Origin of the sequence: Saccharopolyspora sp. 7B (assembly GCF_020177435.1) — a bacterium.
Lineage (GTDB): Bacteria > Actinomycetota > Actinomycetes > Mycobacteriales > Pseudonocardiaceae > Saccharopolyspora_C > Saccharopolyspora_C gregorii.
On record NZ_JAIUKC010000181.1, the window covers coordinates 1 to 20274 of the forward strand.

A 20274-nucleotide genomic window follows, 5' to 3' on the forward strand; every position below is an offset into this window, starting at 1 on the left:
CGGGGGGGGGCGCGGGGGGCGGGGGGGCCGCGCCCCCCCCCCCCCCCCCCCCCGGCGCGCGGGGGGGGGGGGGGCGCCGCCCCCCCCCCCCCCCCCCCCCCCCCCCCCGCCGCGGCTCACGGTTCGGGCCACGTCCCGCACGGCCAGATGTCGTCCCAGCCGCTGTTGCCGGCGCCGAGATCGACGGTGAACGTCCCCCGGTCCGGGCAGTTGTACACCCCGGCCGCGCCCACGGACTCCGCGGTGACCTGCTCGAAGCGGGCCGCACCGCCGGTCTCGGCCTGCACGACGACCGTGCCCACGCCGCGCAGCTCCGCGCCCTCGACGGTGACGCCGCGGACCTCGTGGCCCTGCCCGCCGCCCGAGGAGAACTCGAACACCGAGTACGGGCTACCGGTCGCGGTCGTCCCGGCGATCCGGACCTCGGCCTCGATGGGCGAGTCGTACGCGTCCACCCGCAGCGCCCCCATCGGGTGTTGCCGGTTCGGGTTCATCGCCCCGGTGCGCACCAGCTCGTTGCCGGTCACCTCGATCGTGCCGCTGAGCGGGAAGAACGGAGCCGCGAACGCCTGGTTGGAGATCGCGATGCCGCTGCCCAGCGCGTTGGTGTCGGCGACCAGGTTGTCCCGCACCTGTAGGTCGGTGCCGCCGTAGACGGCGATGCCGTTGGCGAGGTTCGGGGCGATCACGGTGTTGCCGGTGAACGAGCTGCCGGTGTCGGGCGCGTGCAGCGACCACATGGCCAGCGAGTCGTCCCCGGTGTTGCGCAGGAAGTTGTTCCGCACCCGCACCCCGCGGGCCGACCCGTTGAGGTTGATGCCGTCGGCGGTGGTGTCCAGGATCCGGTTGCCCTCGACGAGCAGGTCGTCGTTGTTCCCGGTCAGCCACATGCCGACCTTGAGGTGCTGCAACCACAGCCCGGTCATCTCGGAACCCGCGCCGAGACTGCCGGTGACGAAGTTGTCCGGGGAGTCGTCGACCCGGTCGGTGACGTCGCCGAGCACCGCGAAGTCGCGCAGCCGCACCCCGCCCGCGGACTCGGTCTGGTCGATCAGGTGCGAGCTCAGCAGCACCGACCGCCACGGCCCGGCGCCGATGATCGAGACCTGTTCGACGGCCAGCGGGGAGTCGATGCGGAACCGGCCTTCGGGCACCCACACTTCGGTGCCCGCGGCCCTGGCCTGCTCGATCGCGGCGGTGAACGCGGCCGCGGAGTCCTCGGCGCCGGTCGGATCGGCACCGGTGTCGAGCACGGACACCGAGCCCTGCGGCGCCTCGGGGGCGGGAGCGACCTGTTCGAAGTCGGCGACGTCGACGGTGTAGGAGGGCACCGTGCCCGGTTGCAGCCGCACCACGTCCCCGGCGTGCAGGTCGCGGTCCAGCAGCAGGCGGGCGTGGTCGAACAGGTGGTGGGTCGTCGACCCTTCGATGTCCGGGGTGTCGAGGTAGGAGTACTCGCTGGTGACCCGCAACGGTGTGTCGAGGCGTTCACCGTTGACCGACACGGTCACGGTGCCCTCGGTGCCGTCCGGGACGCTGCCGGAGACGGTCAGCGCGTTCGCGTCGGCGCCGAGGGAGAACTCGACGTACCGGTCCGGGCCGTCCAAGGTCACCGCGCGACGCCCGGAGGCCTCCGAGGCGAGGCTGCCCTGGGTGAGGTCGGGGCCCAGGACGGTGCCGTTGGTCTCGGCGTCCTCGGCTTCCACCGAGGTGAACGGGGTCTGCGCGCCGGCGCGCGCGTCGGGTTCGGCGGCCGCGGTGGCCGGCGCGGTGGTGCCCGCGGCCAGCAGCGCGACCGCGGCCGTCACGGCGCGGCGGCGCCACCGCGGATCGCGGCCGGTGTCGGGGAGTTCGGGGCTCGGCACAGCACGTCCTTCGGGTCCGGGGAACGAGCGGGTTCGGCGGCCCGCACGGCCGCGTCACCTGCGGAAAGCGCTCACCGTAGGAGCGCGCCGGACCCGGGCGGACCCGATGACGGGAACCCGACAGGGCGGCTGCTCCGCGCGCCGCACCCGTTGCCCCACTCGCCGTCAGGCAGGTTCGGCGACCAGCGCCAGCGGCCAGTGCTCGGCGCGGGCGCGCACGTCAGCCGCGCGGGCCCGCAGCCCGTCGGCTTCGGCGGTGTCGGTCGCGCGGTCGGCCTGGCGGTCGAGGAACCCGGCGAAGTCGTGCTGCTGGTCGCGGTGCCAGCCGGTCTGGTCCTCGTGCAGGGCGGCGAGGGCGCGGGTGCCGATCTCGTCCGGGTGGGTCTTGGCCAGCCGCCACGCCAGCCGGGCGCAGGCCAGCGCGTCGGCGGTGGCGTCGTGCGCGGAGTCCAGCCGCACCCGGTAGTGCTCGCACAGCGCGCCGAGGGTGCGCTTGCCCTTGCGGTAGCGGTCGAACCGCTTGTCCAGGCAGCGCGGATCGACGACCGGCCCGGTCACCTCCAGCTTCCGCCCGTGGTGGCGGCGCAGCTCCGAGTCCAGCAGCGACAGGTCGAACGGCGCGTTGAACACGCACAGCGGCCGCGTCGGGTGCCAGGTGTCGGTCAGCGCTTCGGCGATCTCGGCGGCGACCTCCGCGGCGGGGCGGCCGTGCTCGCGGGCGTGGTCGGTGCTGATGCCGTGCACTTCGGCGGCCTCGGCGGGGATCTCCACACCGGGGTCGGCCAGCCAGGTGCGGACCTGCGGTTCGCGGCCGGGCACGATGGAGATCAGGGTGCCGGTCACGATCCGGTCGGTGCCGGTGTCCGTTCCGGTGGTTTCCAGGTCGAACGCCAGCAGCGGCCCGTCCGCCCAGGACGACGTGGGGTTGGTCATGATCGCCACGGTATCGAGATCGTCCGACGCGACCAGCGGGCCTCGCCGGAGGATCCGGTGATCGCGCAGTGATCCGCCCGACTCGATCGGGCGCGGCAGGAGGAGGACCGAGCAGTGGCAGAACCGATCGCCACCACCACGTCGGGGCGGGTCCGCGGGATCCGCGGCGGCGGGGTGGTGCGCTTCCGCGCGGTGCCCTACGCGGCCGCACCCACCGGTGACCTGCGGTTCGCGGCCCCACGACCGGCGCCGCGCTGGGGCGGGGTCCGCGCGGCGGACCGGGTCGGGCCGGTCGCGCCGCAGCAGGCCGCGGGGGAGCTGCCGGGCTTGGACGTCTCGGTGCTGCGCGGCCCGGAGTGGTTCGGCGGCGACGACTACCTGACCGCCGAGATCACCCGCCCGGACCAGGACGGCGCCGGACTGCCGGTGCTGGTGTTCGTGCACGGCGGCGCGTTCGTCAGCGGCGGCGGCGCGGCACCGCTCTACGACGGGGCCGCGTTCGCCCGCTCCGGGGTGGTGCTGGTCGCGATCAACCACCGGTTGGGAGCGGAGGGCTTCGCCCCGATCGGGGAAACGAACGTGGGATTGCGCGACCAGCTGGCCGCGCTGCGCTGGGTGCGGGACAACGCCGCCGCGTTCGGCGGCGACCCGGGCAACGTCACGGTGTGCGGGCAGTCCTCCGGGGCGATGAGCATCGCGGACCTGCTCGGTTCGCCGCTGCTGGACGGGGTGGTGGACCGGGCGATCGTGCAGAGCGGGCACACCGGCATGACCCGCTCGCGGAACCTGGGCCGGGTGCTGGTGGAGTCGCTGGCGCGGCACCTGGGCGTTCCCGCGACGGCGGAGGCGTTCCGGCGGGTCGGGGTGCGGGAGCTGCTGGCCGCGCAAGCAGCGGTCATGGCGCCCGGCGGTGCTCCGGACCTGCGCGACGAGCACGGCCACGACCCGTCGTTCGGGCTCAGCGCGTTCCTGCCGGTGCACGGCGACGACGTGCTGCCGGTGCCGCCGGGCGAGGCGGTGGCCGCGGGCAGCGCGGCCGGGATCGACGTGCTGGTGAGCACCTGCCGGGAGGAGATGGCGCTGTACCTGGTGGCCTCCGGCGTCGTCGACTCCACCACCGACGAGCAGGCCGTCGCCGCGCTCGGTGCCTCGCACCCGGACGCGTCCGGCGTGCTCGCGGCCTACGGCCTGGGGCGGCGCCCGGCGGGCGAGGCGCTGTCGGCGGCGCTGACCGACCTGGTGTTCCGGCTGCCGGCCCGGGAGTTCGCCGCGCGCCACCGCGATTCCGGTGGGCGCACGCACGTCGCCGAGTTCACCTGGCGCTCGCCGCGCTTCGGCGGCCGGCTGGGTGCCTGCCACGGGTTGGAGCTGCCGTTCGTGTTCCACAACCTGGCGGTCGCCACCGGGCCGACCGGGCTGCTCGGGGAGGAGCCGGACCGTGCGCTGGCGGATCGGCTGCACGGGGCGTGGGTGTCGTTCGCGGCCACCGGCGACCCGGGGTGGCCGGAGCACCGGGGCGGTCACGTGTTCACCGCGGGACCCGAGCCGGGGGCCGGCGGGCCCCGGTGACGGGTGCCCGGCCGCCGGTGGCCTGCGCGGCTACGATCCGCGGCGTGTCCGATCTCGCGGCCTGGCCGGCCGCCGCGCCGCTGCTGACGGTTCGACTGCGGCTGGAACCGCTGCGGGTCGCGCACGCGCGGGAGACCGCGCCGGTCCTCGACGACGTGCGGCTGCACGAGTGGACCGGTGGGGAACCGCGTTCCGCCGACGAGCTCGCGGCGCGCTACCGGTGGCAGGTGGCCGGGCACTCCCCGGACGGCGAGCAGGGCTGGCTGAACTGGATCGTGCGCGGCCGCGCCGACGGGCGGGTTCGCGGCACCGTGCAGGCCACGCTCACCCGCCCGGAGCCGGGACTGCTGCGGGCCGCGCTCGCCTGGGTCGTCGGCACCGAGCACCAGGGCCACGGCTACGCGCAGGAAGCGGCGCGGACCATGGCCGGCTGGCTGCACGAGCAGGGCGTCGGCGAGCTGACCGCGCACATCCGTCCCGGACACCGGCGGTCGAGCGCGGTCGCCCGCGCGGTGGGCCTGTCCCCGACCTCGGCGGTCGTGGACGGGGAGGTCGTCTGGTCCGACCGGGCCCGGTGAGCCGCCTCAGCGCTCCAGGTGCCGGGCCCTGGGGCGGGCGCGCAGGCGTGCGCGGGGTGGTTCGGGCGCGGGCAGCGCGGCGCCGTCGTAGCCGGGCACGGCTCCGAACCGGTCCGCGCTGGGGCCGGTGCGCTCGGCCTCCCAGTCGCGGCGCGCTTCGACGACTTCCTCGTGGGTGCGGGCGACGAAGTTCCACCACATGACCAGTTCCTCGTCGAACGGCGCCCCGCCGATCAGCAGCGCCCGGCTCGCCGACGCCGCGGACAGCAGGACCTCCCGGCGCCCTTCGCCGAGGTGCAGCAGCGAGCCGGTGGTGAGCGCGGTGCCGTCGACCTCCACCGGATCCGACAGCGCCAGCACCGCGTGCTCGAAGTCCGGGCGCAGCGGCAGCCGCACCCGCCCACCGGGGCGCAGCGCGATCTCGGCGCCGACCAGCGGGGTGTAGGTGCGGGCCGGTGAGGTGGCGCCGCCGAGCTCGCCGTTGATCACGGTGATGCGGCCGCCGTCCTCGGTGAGCACCGGCAGGTCGGCGTGCTGCTCGAAGTGGGCTGGCCCGTTGCGGTCCCGTTCGGGCTGGGCGATCCACAGCTGCACGCCGTGCAGCACCGGCGAGTGCTCGGCCGGAGTCTGCTCGGAGTGGGCGATGCCGCCGCCCGCGGTCATCAGGTTCAGCTGCCCGGGCCGCACCAGCCGCGCGTTGCCGAGGCTGTCCTGGTGCAGGATCTCGCCGTCGAGCAGCCAGCTGACGGTCTGCAACCCGATGTGCGGGTGCGGGGGCACCTGCATCCCCGGACCGCCGCCGAGGTCGGTCGGACCGTAGGAGTCCACGAAGCACCAGGCGCCGACCATGCGCAGGTCCCGGTGCGGCAGGGTGCGGCGCACCCGCATCGCCCGCGGCCCGCCCAGCGGCACGTCGCGCGGTTCGAGCAGGTCCGCGCGGGGTTCGGCGGTGCCGGTGGGCGGCCCGTCGCAAACGGTGCGTTCGGCGGGGTCCGGTTCGGTGTTGCTCACGGGACGACGGTAGCCCGCGCGATCAGAGGGCGGCGCGCGCGGACTCGGGCACCAGGTCGAGGTGCTCGGGGTGCTTGCGGATGTAGGCGGCGATGTAGGAGCAGGTCGGCGTGACCTGCACCCCTTCGGCGCGCAGCGAGTCGAGCGCGGTCTTCGCGAGCGTCCCGGCGAGCCCGGCGCCCTGGTGGGCGGGGTCGATCTCGGTGTGCACCAGGTCGACGTGCCCGGGGGTGCGCCGGTAGTCGACGAACCCGGCGAGCTCGCCGCCGACGGTGATCTCGAACCGGTTGCGCTCCGGGTGGTCCTGCACCTGCGGTTGTTCGCTCATACCGCCCTTCTACCAGTTCGCGCGGCGGTGCGTCCGGTTCGGGCCGATCGCGCATTCCGGGCAGTCGAGGCTGAGCAGGTCGACCTGGACAGGTGGGACTGGACAGTTCAGACTGTCGAATTTACCGTGGGGGCATGACGGGAACCGAGAACGACGACTCGGCGGTGCGCGCCTCCCGCGAGGTGCGGGTGGTGGTCGGCAGGCTGCGGCGCAGGCTGCGCGAGCTGGCCGTCGGCGACGACCTCACCCCCTCGCAGACCTCGGTGCTCACCCGGCTCGGCAAGGAGGGCGACTCCTCGGCCAGCGTGCTCGCGGTCGCCGAAGGGGTGCGGCCGCAATCGATGGCCAGCACGCTCGCCGCCCTCGACCAGCACGGGCTCATCGAACGCCGCCCCGACCCGGCCGACGGCCGCAGGCAGCTCATCACGCTCAGCGACGTGGGCAAGCGCCGCGCCGAAGGCGATCGGCAGGCCCGCCGCGAATGGCTCACCACCGCCTTGCAGGAACGCTGCACCGAACAGGAACGGCACGTGATCATCGAGGCGATGGCGCTGCTGGAACGGGTCGCGGAGCGGTGACCGCCACCGGGCAGGAGCGCTTCGACCGGAAGCTGATCGCCCCGATGGTGCTCGGGTCGGCGCTGAACCCGGTGAACTCCTCGATGATCGCGGTGGCGCTGGTGCCGATCGGCGCCGCCCTCGGCGCGCCACCCGCCGAGACCGCGTGGCTGGTGTCCGCGCTGTACCTGGCCACCGCCATCGGCCAACCCGTGGTGGGCAGGCTGGTGGACCTGCACGGCCCGCGGCGGCTGTTCCTCGCCGGTGCGGCGCTGCTCGGGATCGCCGGAGTGCTCGGAGCGCTGGCGCCGAACCTCGGCGTGCTCGTCGTCGCGCGGGTGCTGATCGGCTTCGGCACCTGCGCGGGCTACCCGGCGGCGATGCACCTGATCCGCAGCGAATCGCGGCGCACCGGGCGGGACAGCCCGAACGGGGTGTTGACCGCGCTGGCGATCTCCGCGCAGACCATCGCCGTGGTCGGCCCCACCCTCGGCGGGCTGCTGATCGGGTTCGGCGGCTGGCGCACCGTGTTCGCGGTGAACATCCCGCTCTCGCTGGCCTGCCTGGTGCTCGGTGCGCTGCGGCTGCCCCGCGGCGGCGGGCACGAATCCGGTTCGGGTTCGCTCGACGTGCCCGGCATCGCGCTGTTCGCGGCGACGCTGAGCGCGCTGCTGCTGTTCCTGATGGAGCCTTCCACCGCGCACTGGTACCTGCCGGTGCTCGCGGTCGCCGCCGGGGCCGGGTTCGCGGTGCGGGAGCTGCGCGCGGCGGAACCGTTCCTGGACCTGCGGGTGCTGGCCGGGAACCCGCCGGTGCTGGGCACCTTCGCACGGACGCTGCTGGCGTTCACCGTCTCCTACGCGTTCCTGTTCGGCTACACCCAGTGGATGGAGCAGGGCCGTGGGCTCACGCCCACCGAATCCGGGCTGGTGCTGCTGCCGATGTTCCTCACCGGCATCGTCGTGTCCAGCACCACCGGCCGCAGCGACGGCGTCCGTGGCAAGCTGCTCGTCGGCGGCCTGGCCCAGCTGGTGGCGTGCGCGCTGCTGCTGTTCGTCGGCGCGCGCAGCGGGATCTGGCTGCTGGTGGCGATCGCGGTCGTCGTCGGCGTCCCGCAGGGGCTGATCAGCCTCGCCAACCAGAAGGCGCTCTACCACCAGGCCGACCCCGAGCGGATGGGTTCCTCCGCCGGGTTGCTGCGCACCTTCACCTACGTCGGGGCGATGGTCGCGGCCGCCGCAGGCGGCACCTTCCTCAGCGGGGGAGCCGACACCACCGGGCTGCACGGCCTCGCCCTGTTCCTGATCGTCGTCGCCGCTCTGCTGCTGGTGGTGACGGTGCTCGACCGCACGCTGCGGCGCCTCGGGCCCGCGGCGGTGCGGTGATCGACCGGAAAACCCCTCCCGGAAAGGTTCCACCCATGTCCCTGAGCACGCTCGACCCGCGCACCGCGCTGGTCGTCATCGACCTGCAGAACGGCATCACCGGCGCGCCCGGCACCCCGCACACCACCGCCGACGTGGTGCAGCGCTGCGTCCGGCTCGCCGAGGTGTTCCGCGAGCACGACGCCCCGGTCGTGCTGGTGCGGGTCAGCTTCGCCGCCGACGGCGCCGACGCCGCGCCGGGCCGCACCTCCGCCGGGGGCGGCCGCCGCGAGTTCCCGGAGGGCTGGGACCGGATCATCGACGAACTCGCCGGCCACCCCGCCGACATCGTGGTGACCAAGCGGAACTGGGGCGCCTTCCACGGCACCGACCTGGACGTGCAGCTGCGGCGCCGCGGCGTCACCCAGATCGTGCTCGGCGGCATCGCCACCAGCCTCGGCGTGGAGTCCACCGCGCGCGCCGCGCACGAGCACGGCTACCACGTCACGCTGGCCACCGACGCGATGACCGACCTCGACGCGGAGGCGCACCGCAACAGCCTGGAGCGGATCTTCCCGCGCCTCGGCGAAACGGGGACCACCGACGAGGTCGTCGACCTGTTCAAGTCGACCCGCTGACCGGTCTGTCCGCTCAACTCTCGTCGTGTAGCACTGGGGTGGCGGAACCTCAGCGGGTGGTCGAGCTGCGTGCGTGGTCTCTGCTCATCGGCTTCGCCGCTGACAGGACACGGACACGGCCCGCGGCACAGGTTCGAGGACACGCGGTGCGGTTCCGCCACCCGCTCCACAGCAGAAGTCGAGACGCAGCGATCGGAGTCCCATGTCGCGTTCTTCCTACCCCTCGGCCGAATCCGGGCGCGGGGTGCTGATCACCGGCGCTTCGCGCGGCATCGGTCGTGCCGTCGCGGCCGCGTTCGCCCAAGCCGGGGACCGGGTCGCCGTGCACTGCTCCTCCCGGCCCGAGGACGCCGCGCGCACCCTCGAATCGCTGCCCGGTTCCGGGCACGTGCTGCTGCGGGCCGACCTCGCCGACCCCGGCCAGGTGCAGCGCCTGGTCGGGGAGGCGGTCGACGGGCTCGGCGCCCTCGACGTGCTGGTCAACAACGCGGCGGTGATGACCCCGCACCCGCCCGCGACCACCTCCTACGCCGACTGGCAGGCCGCGTGGCGCAGCACCGTCGAGGTGAACCTGCTGGGCGCGGCGAACCTGAGCCACCAGGTGGCCGCGCACCTCATCGAACGCGGCGCCACCGGGCGCATCGTCAACGTCGGGTCGCGCGGCGCGTTCCGCGGCGAACCCGACCACCCGGCGTACGCGGCGAGCAAGGCGGCGCTGCACGCGCTGGGCCAGTCGCTGGCGGTGGCGCTGGCGCCGCACGGCATCGCGGTGGCCTCGGTGGCGCCCGGGTTCGTCGAGACCGAACGCGTCGCGGGCCGGTTGGCGGGGCAGCAGGGCGCCGACATCCGGGCGCAGAGCCCGTTCGGCCGGGTCGCGGCGCCGGAGGAGGTCGCTTCGGCCGTGCTGTACCTGGCCTCACCGGAGGCGACCTGGTCCTCGGGCGCGGTGCTCGACGTCAACGGCGCGTCCCACCTGCGCACCTGAAAGCTGACCTGGTCGGCGCCTCCTTCCTCGGCGCCGAGGTGGTGGTGCCGGTGGGACGCTTCGCGCCGGAGCTCTTCTCCCTCGGCACCGGGTCGGCAGGCCAGGTGCTGCAGAAGTTCGCCACCTGTGCGCGTTCGCGGCGCGCTGAGCGGCGCTCGATCGGCCGTGGAGCCGCGGATATCCTGGGAGCCGGTGGCGACGACGCGGGAGGGCGGCATGACCGAGCGCAAACCGCACGGCACGACGTTCGAGACGTGGATCGAGCGGCAGATCCGCGTCGCCCAGGAACGCGGCGACTTCGAGGACCTCGACGGCCTGGGCCGCCCGCTGCCCGGCGCCGGTGAGCCGCACGACGAGCTGTGGTGGGTCCGCGGCTACGTCGACCGCGAAGGCCTGTCCCGCGAGGCGCTGCTGCCGACCCCGCTGCAACTGCGCAAGGAGGCCGAACGGCTCCGCGGCGAGGTGCGGCAGCTGCCGTCCGAGCAGGCCGTGCGGGATGCGGCCGCGGAGCTCAACCGGCGCATCCTGGCGTGGCTGCGCACCCCGACCGGACCGCAGGTGCCGCTGGGCCTGGTGCAGGTGGAGGAACTCGTCGCCGACTGGCGCGACCAGCGCGCGCGGGCCCGCGCCACCGCTCCGGCCGCGCCGGTCCGGGCGGAGCCGTCGGGCGGGCGATGGCAGCGCATCACCCGCTTCTTGCGCGGCACCAGCCGGTTCCCCGCCGGGCGCGGCTGAACGGCGGTCAGTCGAGGCAGAACTCGTTGCCCTCGATGTCCTGCATCACCAGGCAGGACTCGTCGTACTCGTCGGCGACCAGCAGCCGCACCCGCTGCGCGCCGAGCTCGACCAGCCGGGCGCATTCCGCTTCGAGCGCGGCGACGCGCTCCTCGCCCACCAGGCCGGTGCCGACCCGCACGTCCAGGTGCACCCGGTTCTTGACGACCTTGCCTTCGGGAACGCGCTGGAAGTACAGCCGCGGGCCCTGCCCTTCGGGGTCGCGGCACACGAACCCGGCGCCCTGCCGTTCCGGCGGCAGCGTGCGGTCGTATTCCGCCCAGCTCGTGAAGCCTTCCGGCGGTGGCGGGACGACGTAACCGAGCACCTCGCACCAGAACCGGGCGAGGCGTTCCGGTTCGGCGCAGTCGAAGGTGACCTGGACCTGCTTGATCGACGACATCCGCTCACCCTAGGTGCCGGGGCTCGCGCCGGGGCCGGGAACGGCGAGAATTCCGGAGGTCAGCGCGCTCGCCCCAGGAGCACCGCCCCGATCGCGGCGAACCCGAGGGCGTTGACCGGGGTCCCCATCGGCGAGCCGGGGAGGGCGCCGAGCACCGGAACGGCGGCGAAGCAGCACGACCCGGCCGAAGGCGAGGCGTGCGCGGTTCAGCCCCGCACGTGCGGAGTGCAGGTGAGCGCGCCGGGGATCGCGGCGAACGCGGTCCGCAGGTGGGCGAGCAGCTCGTCGCGGGTGCCGGTGCTCCCGGCGGCCCACGCGTCGTGGGCGCAACGGGTCGCGGAGATCAGCACGTCGAGGGCGATCCGCGGCCGCGGATCGGTGGTGTCGTCGGGGATGGCGAACCGCTTGCCGAGCACGTCGCGGACGGTACGGGTGGTGCGGTCGCAGAAGTGCAGGTTGTGCCCGTTGATCGACGGGGTGGTGGCGGTGAGCCGGTGCGCGGCCAGGGTGCGGCGCGCCCATCCTTCGGGCATGTCCGCCACGACGGCGAGCAGGTCGTCCTGGACGGAGTCCAGCAGGGTGCGGTCCAGGTCCGGTTCACCGGCGCGCAGCCGTTCGATCAGCGCGGCCCACATGTCCTGGCTGGGGGCCATCGCGACGTCTTCCTTGCTGGTGAAGTAGCGGAAGAACGTGCGCTTGGAGATTTCGACGGCGGCGCAGAGCTCGTCGAGGGTGACCGCGTCGAAGCCGCGTTCGGTGAACATCTCCAACGCGGTGTCGATCAGCTCTTGGCGGGTGCGCTGCTTCTTGCGCTCGCGCAGCGAACCTGCGGGGGCCTCGGGCATGCGGCCGAGCCTACGCGCAGGTCCGTCCCCGAGTGGTGGATGCCGCTCGGGGACGGACGGCACCCGGTGGCGCGGAGGCGGGCGAGGTCAGCGCTCGAAGCCACCGGCGAAGGGGCCGTCCCGCCAGCGGTCGAGCACCGGGGCGACGGCTTCGGCGAGCATCGGCAGCTGCGGGGCGAGGGCGAGGCAGGCCACCGAGCGCAGCACGCCGATCGCGTCGACCAGGCGCAGCACCCGGTCGTCGAGGGTGCGCAGGCCGAGTGCGCGCGCCGCCGCGTCGTAGGTGGCGGCGGCGTCGGCGCCGAGGAACGCCAGGTCCCATTCGACGGGCCCGGAGGTGGCGAGTTCGAAGTCGGCGAACAGGTCGCCGCCGGGCGTGGTGAGGATGTTGACGGCGGGCGCGTCACCGTGGATCGGCTGGATGCCGACGCCGGGGAACGCGGCCTCGAACTCCTGGCGGGACCGCACCAGCGGCGCGAGCACGTCCCATTCCCGGTGGGCTCGTTCCAGGTCGGCGGGGGTGAGCAGCTCGGGCAGCTCGGCGAGGTCGGCGAGCCCGCGGGTGATCATCCCGAGGTCGACCGCGTCCAGGAAGGGCAGCGCGCCGGGGTAGCCGCGCAGCGCCAGGTGCAGGTCGGCGACCAGGCGGCAGCGGTCGAGGTAGTCGGGTTCGGCGGTGGTGTCGTGCTCGACGAGCTGCCAGCAGGTCATCGAGAAGCCGTCGCGCCGCACCGGTTCGCGGGGCACGAGCGGGCTCGGCGCGACGACGGGCACGCCCTGCTCAGCCAGCCAGGCCACGACGTCGAGCTCGCTGCGCTGGCGGGCTGCCTGGGTCTCGACGTCGGTACCGCCCGGCAGCACGGTCGGCACCCGCACCACGACCGGGGAGGGGGACAGGTGCACGACGACGGAGAACGCGTCGTGCAGCACGGTCGCCGCGCCGACGTCGAGTCCGAGGTCGCGGCCGGCCGCGGTGGCGGCGGCGAGGGCGCGGGCGGTGCGGTCGGCGCGCTGCTGCGCGGTCACGGCTGCGGGCATGCGGCAGATGCTGTCACGCGGCGGTTCGGGGTGCGACGGATTTTCGGGCCGGTCGGACCACCACGGGTATGCCATTTGACGCCATCTGCCACTCAGTGGCATAAATGGGTGGTCGCGTCCGAGCGACGACTCCACCCAGGGGAAAGGCGCGGCGCCATGCGTGCACTGCTCGTCGACCACTCCGCACCCACCGGGCTGCGGCTCGACCGCACCACCGACCCCGCACCCGCGCCGGACCAGGCGCTGGTGCGGGTCTCGGCGATCTCGCTGAACTACGGCGAGGTCACCGACCTGCTGCCCGGCTCGCCCGACGGCACCCTGCTGGGCTGGGACGCCGCGGGCGTCGTCGAACGCCCCGCCGCGGACGGATCCGGCCCGGCCGCAGGCACCCCGGTGGTCACCATGGCCATGCAGGGCGGGTGGGCCGAGCTGCGCGCCGTGGACACCGACGCGATCGGCACCGCGCCCGAGGGAGCCGACCTCGGGCTGCTCAGCACCGTCCCGGTCGCCGGGGCCAGCGCGCTGCGCGCCCTGCGCCGCCTCGGCCCGATCCTCGGCAGGCGCGTGCTGGTCACCGGCGCCACCGGCGGAGTCGGGCGCTACGCGGTCGAACTCGCCCGCCTCGGCGGGGCGCACGTGATCGCCTCCACCCGCGACACCACCGCACGCGGCGACGAGCTGCGCGACCTCGGTGCCCACGAGGTGATCGGCGGGCCGGACGAGCTCGACGCACCCGTGCACGGCGTGGTCGACAACGTCGGCGGCCCGCAGCTGGTCAGCGCGTTCCGGAAGCTGCACCCGGGCGGCACGCTGGTCGCCGTCGGGCACACCACCGGCGAAGCCGAGCACTTCCCGCACGGCGAGCTGTTCGGCGCGCCCGGCAACGACGACCGCCACCTGGTCACGTTCTTCATGCCCTCCGCCCCTGGGCTGGGCGCGGACCTGACCTGGCTGGCCGGGCAGGTCGCGACCGGGCGGCTGCACCCGGAGATCTCCTGGCGCGGTGACTGGGAGCGGGCCGGGGAGGCCATCGACCAGCTGCGCGGCGCCCGGCTGCACGGCAAAGCGGTCCTCGACCTCAGCTGAGGTTCAGCCGACCGCCGCGCCCCGGGCGAACACGGCGCGCACCGCGCCCAGCGCGGCGAGGCCGGTGCGCGGATCACCGTCGACGACGAGCAGGTCCGCGTCCAAGCCGGGAGCGAGCCGGCCGGTCACCTCGCCCAGCCCGAGCGCGGCCGCGCTCGTCGTGGTCGCCATCTCCACGACGCGGTCGGCGGCGAACCCGAGGTGGACGTAGAGCTGCAGCGCCCCGGCCAGGTCGTCGAACGGGCTGGCCGGCAGACCCGCGTCGGTGCCGGTGATCAGCCCGACGCCGCGTTCGGCCAGCCACGGCAACCGGCCGTAGACCTGCTCGGCGACCTCCGGGGGCAGCGAGTCGATGATTCGCCGCCAGTTGCGGGAGGAGGCCGCGCACGCGTGCACACCGCGCGCGGCCATCTCCGCGGCGGTCGCGGCGTCGCGGTGCACCTCACCCGGCCCGGTCGTCCAGGAGCAGTGCTCGACGGTGCGCACGCCCGCGGCCACGGCGTCGCGGATCGCGGTGGTGCCGTGGGCGTGCGCGGCGACCGGCAGCCCGTGCCGCTCGGTTTCGGCGACGACGAGGCGCAGCCGGTCGCGGTCGAACTGGGACTGCCAGCTCGGTGGGGAACCGGGGGTGATCTGCCCGCCCGAGGCCATCACCTTGATCATGTCGACGCCGAGCTCGGCGTTGCGCCGCACCCGCTCGCGCAACTCCTCGTCCGTTCCGGCGGCACCGCCGAGGAACCAGCAGTGCCCGTCCGGCACGGTCAGCGGTGGTCCGGTGGTGATCAGGCGCGGGCCGGCGGTGGCGCCGGTGCGGATCTCGTCCCGCAGCCGCGCGGTGATCCCGTCCCGGTCGCCGCAGTCCCGCAGCGTCGTCGTGCCGGAGCGCAGTGCCCGCAGCGCGCGCCCGGCCGCCTGCTCGTGCAGCCGCTCGTCGGAGGTGGTGCGCACCCGCTCGACCAAGGCGGCCGGATCGGGGGCGGTGTCGTCGAAGACCAGGTGCACGTGGGCGTTGATCAGCCCGGGCAGCAGGGTGGCGCCGGACCAGTGCTCGTGCCGGGTGTGCTCCCGGTGGCGCAGCTGCTCGCGCGTCCCGACCGCGGCGATCCGGGCGCCCTCGACCAGGACGGCGCCGTCTTCGAGGCACTGCCCGGCCGGCCCGGCCAGCACCCGGTCCGCGCTGATCAGCTTCATGGGTGCGGCTCCTTCGTCTTCCGGCCCGCCGAAGGGGCCGAAGGAGATCGTTCTCGCGCGTCTCCCGACTCCGGCGCCTTTCGGCACGGTGACGAAAAGAGCGCGTGGTCTCGATCGTCGTTCCTCCGGAACGTAGCGGCGCGAACCGGGTCGCCGAGGCCGATCGCGGATATTCACCGCCGGGTTCGGCCGGTGTCGTCGTCCGACCCGAGCGGGGTGCACCCGTTCGAGCGCTCCGTCGCCGGTACCGGTGGTGCGGAACTCCTGCGGGGGTGTCGATGCCGCAGATCACGTCGGCGGCGTGCGGCCTGCGGGCGGTGGTGCGAAGAAGTCGAGCAGAGCCGAGTTCACCGCCTCCGGCCGTTCGAGGTAGCCGTAGTGGGCGCAGTCGGCGATCTCCACGTAGCGCGCTCCGGGGATGGCCGCGGCCACCTCGCGACCCAGGTGCGGCGGCGCGATCAGGTCATCGCCGAACCCGATCACCAGGGTCGGCACCCGGATCGCCCGGTAGGCGTCGAGCCGGTCCGCCGCGACGTCCACGAGTTCCGTCGCGCGCTCCGGCGGGAACGCCTCGAACAGGTCCAGCCAGTCGGTGAGCCGCACGTCGTCGTTGAGCGTCGCGGGGGACAAGAACTGCAGCGCCCGCTGCACCGCCGCGTACCCGGGCGGGAGCACGACGCCGCTGGCGAGCAGTTCGCGTTCGGCGGCCACCGCGGCCGCGCGCAGGGCGGCGGCGCGGCCGCGGGTCGCCAGCAGCACCGCCTGCCGGGCGAGGTCCGGACGGGCCAGCAGCAGCTCTTGGACCACGTGCGCGCCCAGCGACGTGCCGACGAGGCGGCACGGCCCCAGCCGCACGCGTTCGATCAACCCGACGAGGTCCGCGACGAGATCGTCGGCACCGCCGGCCGAGTGCTCCCGGTGGTCCGGGGTGAGCACCCGGTACCCGGCCGCGACCAGCGCCGGAACCTGCAGGTGCCACGTCGATCCGCCCGCGCCGGACCCCGTCACCAGCACCACCGGCTCGCCGGTGCCGACATCGCCGAAGGGCGGTGGTGCGCCGCGGTCGTCCTTTACCGGCATCGGTCCTCCCGAACGGTGGTCACTCCGCGGGCGACGGGTGGCCCGCGGCGACGTCGGCGACGAGCGCCGCGGACGGTTCCGGCGACGGCGATCTCGCGGGGCGTGCACCCGCCCCCCGAGCCGTCGCCGGTCGCGGCGGCACCCGGGTGCTCAGGTCAGGTCGCGGCTCATGAACAGCGCCGTTTCGCCTTCCGACGCGGTTCCCCGGTACAGCGAGGTGTCCAGTCCGCAGAGCGTGAAGCCCAGGCGCCGATACGCGTTGATGGCGGGCGCGTTGATGTTGGTGACCTCCAGCCACAAGGTTCGGGCCCGCAGTTCGCGGGCGTGGCCGATGGCCAGGTTCACCAGTACGCGACCGATTCCGCGACCCCGTTGTTCCGGAGATATTTCCACATCGGAAATGGTCATTCGGCCATTCCAAGACTCGTGTTCGAGGTCGATGAAACCGCAGACCGCTCCGGCGGAGTCGACGCACACGAACCGAACCGGGTCGTCGTCCTCGTCGTCCTCTTCCGCATCGGCGGGGAACACCTTGTTGATCGGCGGTGACACCGGAATCTCGCGCAAGCGGAAACCGTCTTCGTCCCCGCTGACTTCGAAGATGGTGTTCGTGGTGAAGGATCCGTCGATCGCGCGGACGGCGGCTTCATCTCCGTTCCCGGCCCTGCGGAAGGTGATTCGGGTGCTCGGGGAGTCGTTCTGCTGCTCGATCACGTGGCGATGATCGCACAACGCGCGGCGGCCGTGAATACCGATACCGGATTCGCGACGCGCTCGGATCGGCGTATTGCACGCGCCCGGAGCGCGATCATCCGCGGCATTCGTGGAATGTGCGCACACATTCGGGTGACACCGTTCTCCCGGTGTTCGACCGCGTATTTGCGCGGTCGAACACCGCCCGCTTGACGTGGCGGAGCGGACGTGGCGATTCTGATCCGGACCTCGGCACCGATTCCGGCCGAACCTGGCGATTCACGGGTGTTCGGACCATTTCGGCGCACCGTTCGAGGGTCGTCCTCGTAGGAGATCGATCGCGGGAGCGCCGCCGTCCCGCGCCGGCTTGAGGAAGGGACGCAAGGTTGAGGGCAACACGGCTGCCGGACCAGGTTCCGGCGAACTCGGCCCCGCTGCTGGAGGAGTGGTACCGCCGCCACCTGCGACCCGGCGTGCTCGACCTCAGCTCCAGCGGGGTGCGGCCTTACACCTTCGAGCAGGTGCGCCTCGCCTGCGGCATCGGCCGGGCCGAGCTCGACGCGGTGCTCATGGACGACAGCGACTCCCAAGGCGGAGCGGACGTCCGCCGAGCCATCGCCGACCGCTACGGCGACGGCGACCCGGACCGGGTGCTGGTCACCCACGGCTCCAGCGAAGCCATCGCGCTCACGCTGCCGACCGTGCTGCGCCCCGGGGACCGGGTCGTGGTGCAGGAGAGCACCTACCACGCGCTCGGGCACTACCCGGCGGCCATCGGCTGCGAGGTCGCCGTGCTGCCGACCGGGGCGGTGCGCGGCGGCCACGTGGACCCGGCCGTGCTGGCCGAACTGATCACCGGCGACGTCGCGGCCGTGATCGTGAACTTCCCGCACAACCCGACGGGCCGCACCCTGTCCCCGGAGGGCTGGGCGGCGTTCGTCGATCACGTCGCGACGACCGGCGCGCTGCTCGTCTGGGACGCGGCGTTCTCCGAGATCACCCACCGCTGGGCCCAGCTGCCCGAGCCCGCGTCCCGCTACGAGCGGACCCTGTCCTACGGCACGTTCTCCAAGGCGTTCGGCCTCCCCGGGCTCCGCGTCGGCTGGTGCCTGGGGCCACCCGAACTGCTGCGGGCCACGTTCCCGCGGCGCGACCGCACCACGCTGTTCCTGTCCCCGATGGTCGAACTGATCGCCGCCCGCGCCATGCGCCGCGCCCCAACGCTGATCGAACCACGCCGAGCCGAAGCGCGGCGCAACCTCGACCGGCTGCGCGCCTGGGTGGCCGAGCACGCCGAGCACGTGCGCTGGCAGGAACCCCTCGGCGGGGTGTGCGCGCTGCTGGAGATCCGCGGGCTCAGCGGGGAGGCCGCCGACTGCGAAGCGTTCTGCCTCGACCTGCTGGAGGCGCACCGCACCCTGCTCGTGCCGGGCAGCGCGTTCGGCAGGCCGGACGGGGTGCGGCTCGGGTTCGGCGGCGCCGAACGGGAGTTCCGGGCGGGACTCGGGGAGTTGTCGGCCTGGTTGCGCGGAGCGCGGTCATGACGGCCGAAGCGGACCTGCTGGCCCAGTGGGAGCGGTGCGTCGGCGAGGGTCCGCACCGGCCCGCGCTGATCATCGACGGCGGACCGGTGCTGACCTACCGCGAGCTGGACCGGCGCACGGACGCGCTGGCCGCGGACCTCGTCGCACGCGGTGCCGGGCCGGAACGGATCGTCGGCCTGGCGCTGGCCTCCCCGGCGAGCACGGTCGCGGGCATGGTCGCGGTGCTCAAGAGCGGAGCGGCGTTCACCGTCCTGGACGGCGCGCTGCCGCGCTCGGCCCGAGCGGCCATCGCCGCAGGCGCGAACGCCGATCCCGGTGGCGCGGCGATCCCAGGCCGCGCAACCCTGCGCTCGCGACTGGCCGCGGGTGCTGCACCACCTCGGCAAGGACCCGTCGCTGCGCTTCTCCGAATCGGGCAGAGCGCTGATCCGGTTGCTGCACACCAACTTCGCGGGAGCGCTGCGTCCCGGCGGATGGGACAGGTTGATCGCCAACCTGCCGGGCCACCAGGTGGAGGTGATCAGCGCTGCGGCCGAGGACTGCGCCGAGCTGTGGCGGGAGTTCGCCGACCAGCTCAAGCGGCGCCACGCGGCGGTGCCGAACGCCCCGGCCGCGGGTGACGGCTGACCGCGGCAGGGACGTGCCCGGGCCGGACGGCGCGAGGGTGATGGTTTCCGCATCGCTGGACACCGTCGATTTTCAGCACTGTGACGAAAAGGCCGGGTGATCTCCCCTCCGCGATGTCGGCGCGGACCCGGTCGCCGAGGCCGATCGCGGGTGGTCGCCGCCGTGCTCAGCCGGTGGTCGTCCCGGAGTTCTCGCCGTCCGGGTCCTCGTCGTCCGGTCCGAGCAGGGCGCGCACCCGTGCGGGCAGCTCGTCGCCGGGTTCGGTGGCGAGGGCCTGGCGCAGGGCCGTGCGGAATTCCTCGTGTTCGCGGCGAGCGGTGGCCGCGGCCGCCTGCTGCTCGGCGTGGGCGGTGCGTTCGGCGGCGAGTTCCGCGTGCAGCGGGGCGAGGCCGGCGGCGTAGGAGCGGGTGGCTTCGGTGAGCCGGTCGGTGAGTTCGGCGGCGCGGGCGTCGGCGGCCTCGCGGGTGGCGGTGAGCCGCTCGGTCGACGCGGCCTCCTGGTCCTGCAGCCGCTGCCGCCAGTGCTGGTCGAGTTCGTCGCGCAGCCGCTGCCGTTCCTCGTCGGCTTCGTGGCGGAGGCGTTCCTGCTCGTCGAGCGCGGCGGCGCGTTCGGTGGCGCGGGCGTCGTTGAGCTCGGCGATGTGCTGCTGGGCGGCGGCGGCTTGGGTGAGGGCGGCCTGCCGGTCGGCGTGGGCTTGAGCGCTGTCGCGGCGCGCGGCGTCCCGGTCGGCATGGGCGGCGTCGCGGTCCTGCACGGCCTGATCGCGTTCGGCCTCGGCGGTCTCCTGCGCGGCGCGGGCGGTCGCCGCCTGCTCGTGGGCTTCGGCGGCCTCGGCGCGGGCGCGGTCCCGGTCGTGTTCGGCGGCGCGGGACTTCTCCAGCGCGTCGTCCCGATCGGCTTCGGCGGTGGCGCGGGCGGTGAGCGCGGTGGCGAGCTGTTCGGTGGCGTGCTGCCGCAGCGCGGCGACCTCGGTGCGCACCGGGTCGAGCACCCCGGTCAGCCCGGTGAGCCGTTCGTCGAGGGCGTGCACGTCGAGGTGGGTCATCGGCTGATCGGGGCCGTAGACGCGGGTCCAGATCTCGCGGTGCTCGTCGAGCATGGCGCAGCTGATCGTCTTGGCGCCCCACTGCCCGTACCGGTCGGGGTCGGGGGCGCAGTAGGGGGT

Annotated in this window: 21 protein-coding genes and 1 pseudogene; 11 read left to right on the forward strand and 11 right to left on the reverse strand. The window is 74.2% G+C overall.

Features of this window, described 5'->3' with window-relative positions:
- Positions 1-116 precede the first annotated feature (116 nt).
- Positions 117-1865 (reverse strand): glycosyl hydrolase family 28-related protein, encoded by a 1749-nt coding sequence (locus LCD33_RS24475; RefSeq protein ID WP_224978334.1) that lies wholly within the window; start codon positions 1863-1865, stop codon positions 117-119.
- A gap of 165 nt (positions 1866-2030) precedes the next feature.
- Positions 2031-2798: an exonuclease domain-containing protein gene (locus LCD33_RS24480; protein ID WP_224961453.1), complete on the reverse strand. Its 768-nt coding sequence runs from the start codon at positions 2796-2798 to the stop codon at positions 2031-2033.
- Positions 2799-2912: 114 nt separating this feature from the next.
- Here LCD33_RS24480 and LCD33_RS24485 point away from each other — a divergent pair, with 114 nt between their 5' ends.
- Both LCD33_RS24485 and LCD33_RS24490 read left to right on the forward strand, forming a co-directional pair.
- Positions 2913-4367, forward strand: coding sequence for a carboxylesterase/lipase family protein (locus tag LCD33_RS24485; protein WP_224967802.1), 1455 nt, complete (start codon positions 2913-2915; stop codon positions 4365-4367).
- 44 nt (positions 4368-4411) lie between these two features.
- Positions 4412-4945: a GNAT family N-acetyltransferase gene (locus tag LCD33_RS24490; protein ID WP_224961451.1), complete on the forward strand. Its 534-nt coding sequence runs from the start codon at positions 4412-4414 to the stop codon at positions 4943-4945.
- 6 nt (positions 4946-4951) lie between these two features.
- On the opposite strand, the gene LCD33_RS24495 is transcribed toward LCD33_RS24490, so the two are convergent.
- Positions 4952-5956, reverse strand: coding sequence for a pirin family protein (locus LCD33_RS24495; protein WP_224961448.1), 1005 nt, complete (start codon positions 5954-5956; stop codon positions 4952-4954).
- A gap of 22 nt (positions 5957-5978) precedes the next feature.
- Positions 5979-6284, reverse strand: coding sequence for a GNAT family N-acetyltransferase (locus LCD33_RS24500; RefSeq protein ID WP_224961446.1), 306 nt, complete (start codon positions 6282-6284; stop codon positions 5979-5981).
- A gap of 134 nt (positions 6285-6418) precedes the next feature.
- Between LCD33_RS24500 and LCD33_RS24505 the strand changes: the two genes are divergently transcribed.
- From LCD33_RS24505 to LCD33_RS24525, 5 genes are all read left to right on the forward strand, one after another.
- On the forward strand, positions 6419-6862 hold the full coding sequence (locus tag LCD33_RS24505) for a MarR family winged helix-turn-helix transcriptional regulator (protein ID WP_224961444.1): 444 nt from the start codon (positions 6419-6421) through the stop codon (positions 6860-6862).
- Positions 6859-8226 carry an MFS transporter gene (locus LCD33_RS24510; RefSeq protein WP_308011324.1) on the forward strand — a complete coding sequence of 456 codons (1368 nt, stop codon included), beginning with the start codon at positions 6859-6861 and terminating at the stop codon, positions 8224-8226. The genes LCD33_RS24505 and LCD33_RS24510 overlap by 4 nt, the downstream gene beginning before the upstream one ends.
- A 35-nt stretch (positions 8227-8261) precedes the next feature.
- On the forward strand, positions 8262-8843 hold the full coding sequence (locus LCD33_RS24515; RefSeq protein WP_224967804.1) for a hydrolase: 582 nt from the start codon (positions 8262-8264) through the stop codon (positions 8841-8843).
- Between the two features lie 202 nt (positions 8844-9045).
- Positions 9046-9828 carry an SDR family NAD(P)-dependent oxidoreductase gene (locus LCD33_RS24520; protein WP_224967805.1) on the forward strand — a complete coding sequence of 261 codons (783 nt, stop codon included), beginning with the start codon at positions 9046-9048 and terminating at the stop codon, positions 9826-9828.
- A gap of 192 nt (positions 9829-10020) precedes the next feature.
- Positions 10021-10563 carry a DUF1992 domain-containing protein gene (locus LCD33_RS24525; protein ID WP_224967807.1) on the forward strand — a complete coding sequence of 181 codons (543 nt, stop codon included), beginning with the start codon at positions 10021-10023 and terminating at the stop codon, positions 10561-10563.
- A 7-nt stretch (positions 10564-10570) separates the two neighbouring features.
- Here the strand turns inward: LCD33_RS24525 and LCD33_RS24530 are convergent, their stop codons facing one another.
- From LCD33_RS24530 to LCD33_RS24540, 3 genes are all read right to left on the reverse strand, one after another.
- Positions 10571-11005 carry a VOC family protein gene (locus tag LCD33_RS24530; protein WP_224967809.1) on the reverse strand — a complete coding sequence of 145 codons (435 nt, stop codon included), beginning with the start codon at positions 11003-11005 and terminating at the stop codon, positions 10571-10573.
- 206 nt (positions 11006-11211) lie between these two features.
- Positions 11212-11850 carry a TetR/AcrR family transcriptional regulator gene (locus tag LCD33_RS24535; RefSeq protein ID WP_224978335.1) on the reverse strand — a complete coding sequence of 213 codons (639 nt, stop codon included), beginning with the start codon at positions 11848-11850 and terminating at the stop codon, positions 11212-11214.
- Positions 11851-11937: 87 nt separating this feature from the next.
- Positions 11938-12888, reverse strand: coding sequence for a phosphotransferase (locus LCD33_RS24540; protein WP_224978336.1), 951 nt, complete (start codon positions 12886-12888; stop codon positions 11938-11940).
- 156 nt (positions 12889-13044) lie between these two features.
- Here LCD33_RS24540 and LCD33_RS24545 point away from each other — a divergent pair, with 156 nt between their 5' ends.
- Entirely contained in the window at positions 13045-13974 is a 930-nt protein-coding gene (locus LCD33_RS24545; protein WP_224978337.1) for a zinc-binding dehydrogenase, read from the forward strand.
- Positions 13975-13977: 3 nt separating this feature from the next.
- Here LCD33_RS24545 and LCD33_RS24550 read toward each other — a convergent pair whose 3' ends face one another.
- The 3 genes from LCD33_RS24550 to LCD33_RS24560 all read right to left on the reverse strand — a co-directional run bounded on the left by LCD33_RS24550 (position 13978) and on the right by LCD33_RS24560 (position 16959).
- A complete protein-coding gene (locus tag LCD33_RS24550) occupies positions 13978-15165 on the reverse strand; it encodes an amidohydrolase family protein (protein WP_224978338.1) in 1188 nt (395 codons plus the stop codon).
- A 288-nt stretch (positions 15166-15453) separates the two neighbouring features.
- Positions 15454-16245 carry an alpha/beta fold hydrolase gene (locus LCD33_RS24555; protein WP_224978339.1) on the reverse strand — a complete coding sequence of 264 codons (792 nt, stop codon included), beginning with the start codon at positions 16243-16245 and terminating at the stop codon, positions 15454-15456.
- Between the two features lie 150 nt (positions 16246-16395).
- Positions 16396-16959, reverse strand: coding sequence for a GNAT family N-acetyltransferase (locus tag LCD33_RS24560; protein ID WP_224967814.1), 564 nt, complete (start codon positions 16957-16959; stop codon positions 16396-16398).
- A 365-nt stretch (positions 16960-17324) separates the two neighbouring features.
- Here LCD33_RS24560 and vioD point away from each other — a divergent pair, with 365 nt between their 5' ends.
- From vioD to LCD33_RS24575, 3 genes and pseudogenes are all read left to right on the forward strand, one after another.
- A complete protein-coding gene (gene vioD, locus LCD33_RS24565) occupies positions 17325-18482 on the forward strand; it encodes a capreomycidine synthase (RefSeq protein WP_224978340.1) in 1158 nt (385 codons plus the stop codon).
- Positions 18479-18769 (forward strand): annotated as a pseudogene (locus LCD33_RS29670) (AMP-binding protein); the annotation flags it as partial. The gene vioD and the pseudogene LCD33_RS29670, both read left to right, overlap by 4 nt.
- Positions 18770-18797: 28 nt before the next feature.
- Positions 18798-19109: a hypothetical protein gene (locus LCD33_RS24575; protein WP_224961463.1), complete on the forward strand. Its 312-nt coding sequence runs from the start codon at positions 18798-18800 to the stop codon at positions 19107-19109.
- A gap of 166 nt (positions 19110-19275) precedes the next feature.
- On the opposite strand, the gene LCD33_RS24580 is transcribed toward LCD33_RS24575, so the two are convergent.
- Positions 19276-20274: hypothetical protein (locus tag LCD33_RS24580; RefSeq protein WP_224961422.1), on the reverse strand; the 999-nt coding region annotated here is incomplete at its 5' end.

Bases quoted from the DNA above. Each gene is read 5' to 3' on its own strand.
- LCD33_RS24555 (WP_224978339.1), bottom strand. From the start codon at position 16,245: ATGCCGGTAAAGGACGACCGCGGCGCACCACCGCCCTTCGGCGATGTC.
- LCD33_RS24530 (WP_224967809.1), bottom strand. From the start codon at position 11,005: ATGTCGTCGATCAAGCAGGTCCAGGTCACCTTCGACTGCGCCGAACCG.
- LCD33_RS24480 (WP_224961453.1), bottom strand. From the start codon at position 2,798: ATGACCAACCCCACGTCGTCCTGGGCGGACGGGCCGCTGCTGGCGTTC.
- LCD33_RS24540 (WP_224978336.1), bottom strand. From the start codon at position 12,888: ATGCCCGCAGCCGTGACCGCGCAGCAGCGCGCCGACCGCACCGCCCGC.
- LCD33_RS24550 (WP_224978338.1), bottom strand. From the start codon at position 15,165: ATGAAGCTGATCAGCGCGGACCGGGTGCTGGCCGGGCCGGCCGGGCAG.
- LCD33_RS24545 (WP_224978337.1), top strand. From the start codon at position 13,045: ATGCGTGCACTGCTCGTCGACCACTCCGCACCCACCGGGCTGCGGCTC.
- LCD33_RS24505 (WP_224961444.1), top strand. From the start codon at position 6,419: ATGACGGGAACCGAGAACGACGACTCGGCGGTGCGCGCCTCCCGCGAG.
- LCD33_RS24535 (WP_224978335.1), bottom strand. From the start codon at position 11,850: ATGCCCGAGGCCCCCGCAGGTTCGCTGCGCGAGCGCAAGAAGCAGCGC.
- LCD33_RS24500 (WP_224961446.1), bottom strand. From the start codon at position 6,284: ATGAGCGAACAACCGCAGGTGCAGGACCACCCGGAGCGCAACCGGTTC.
- LCD33_RS24520 (WP_224967805.1), top strand. From the start codon at position 9,046: ATGTCGCGTTCTTCCTACCCCTCGGCCGAATCCGGGCGCGGGGTGCTG.
- LCD33_RS24515 (WP_224967804.1), top strand. From the start codon at position 8,262: ATGTCCCTGAGCACGCTCGACCCGCGCACCGCGCTGGTCGTCATCGAC.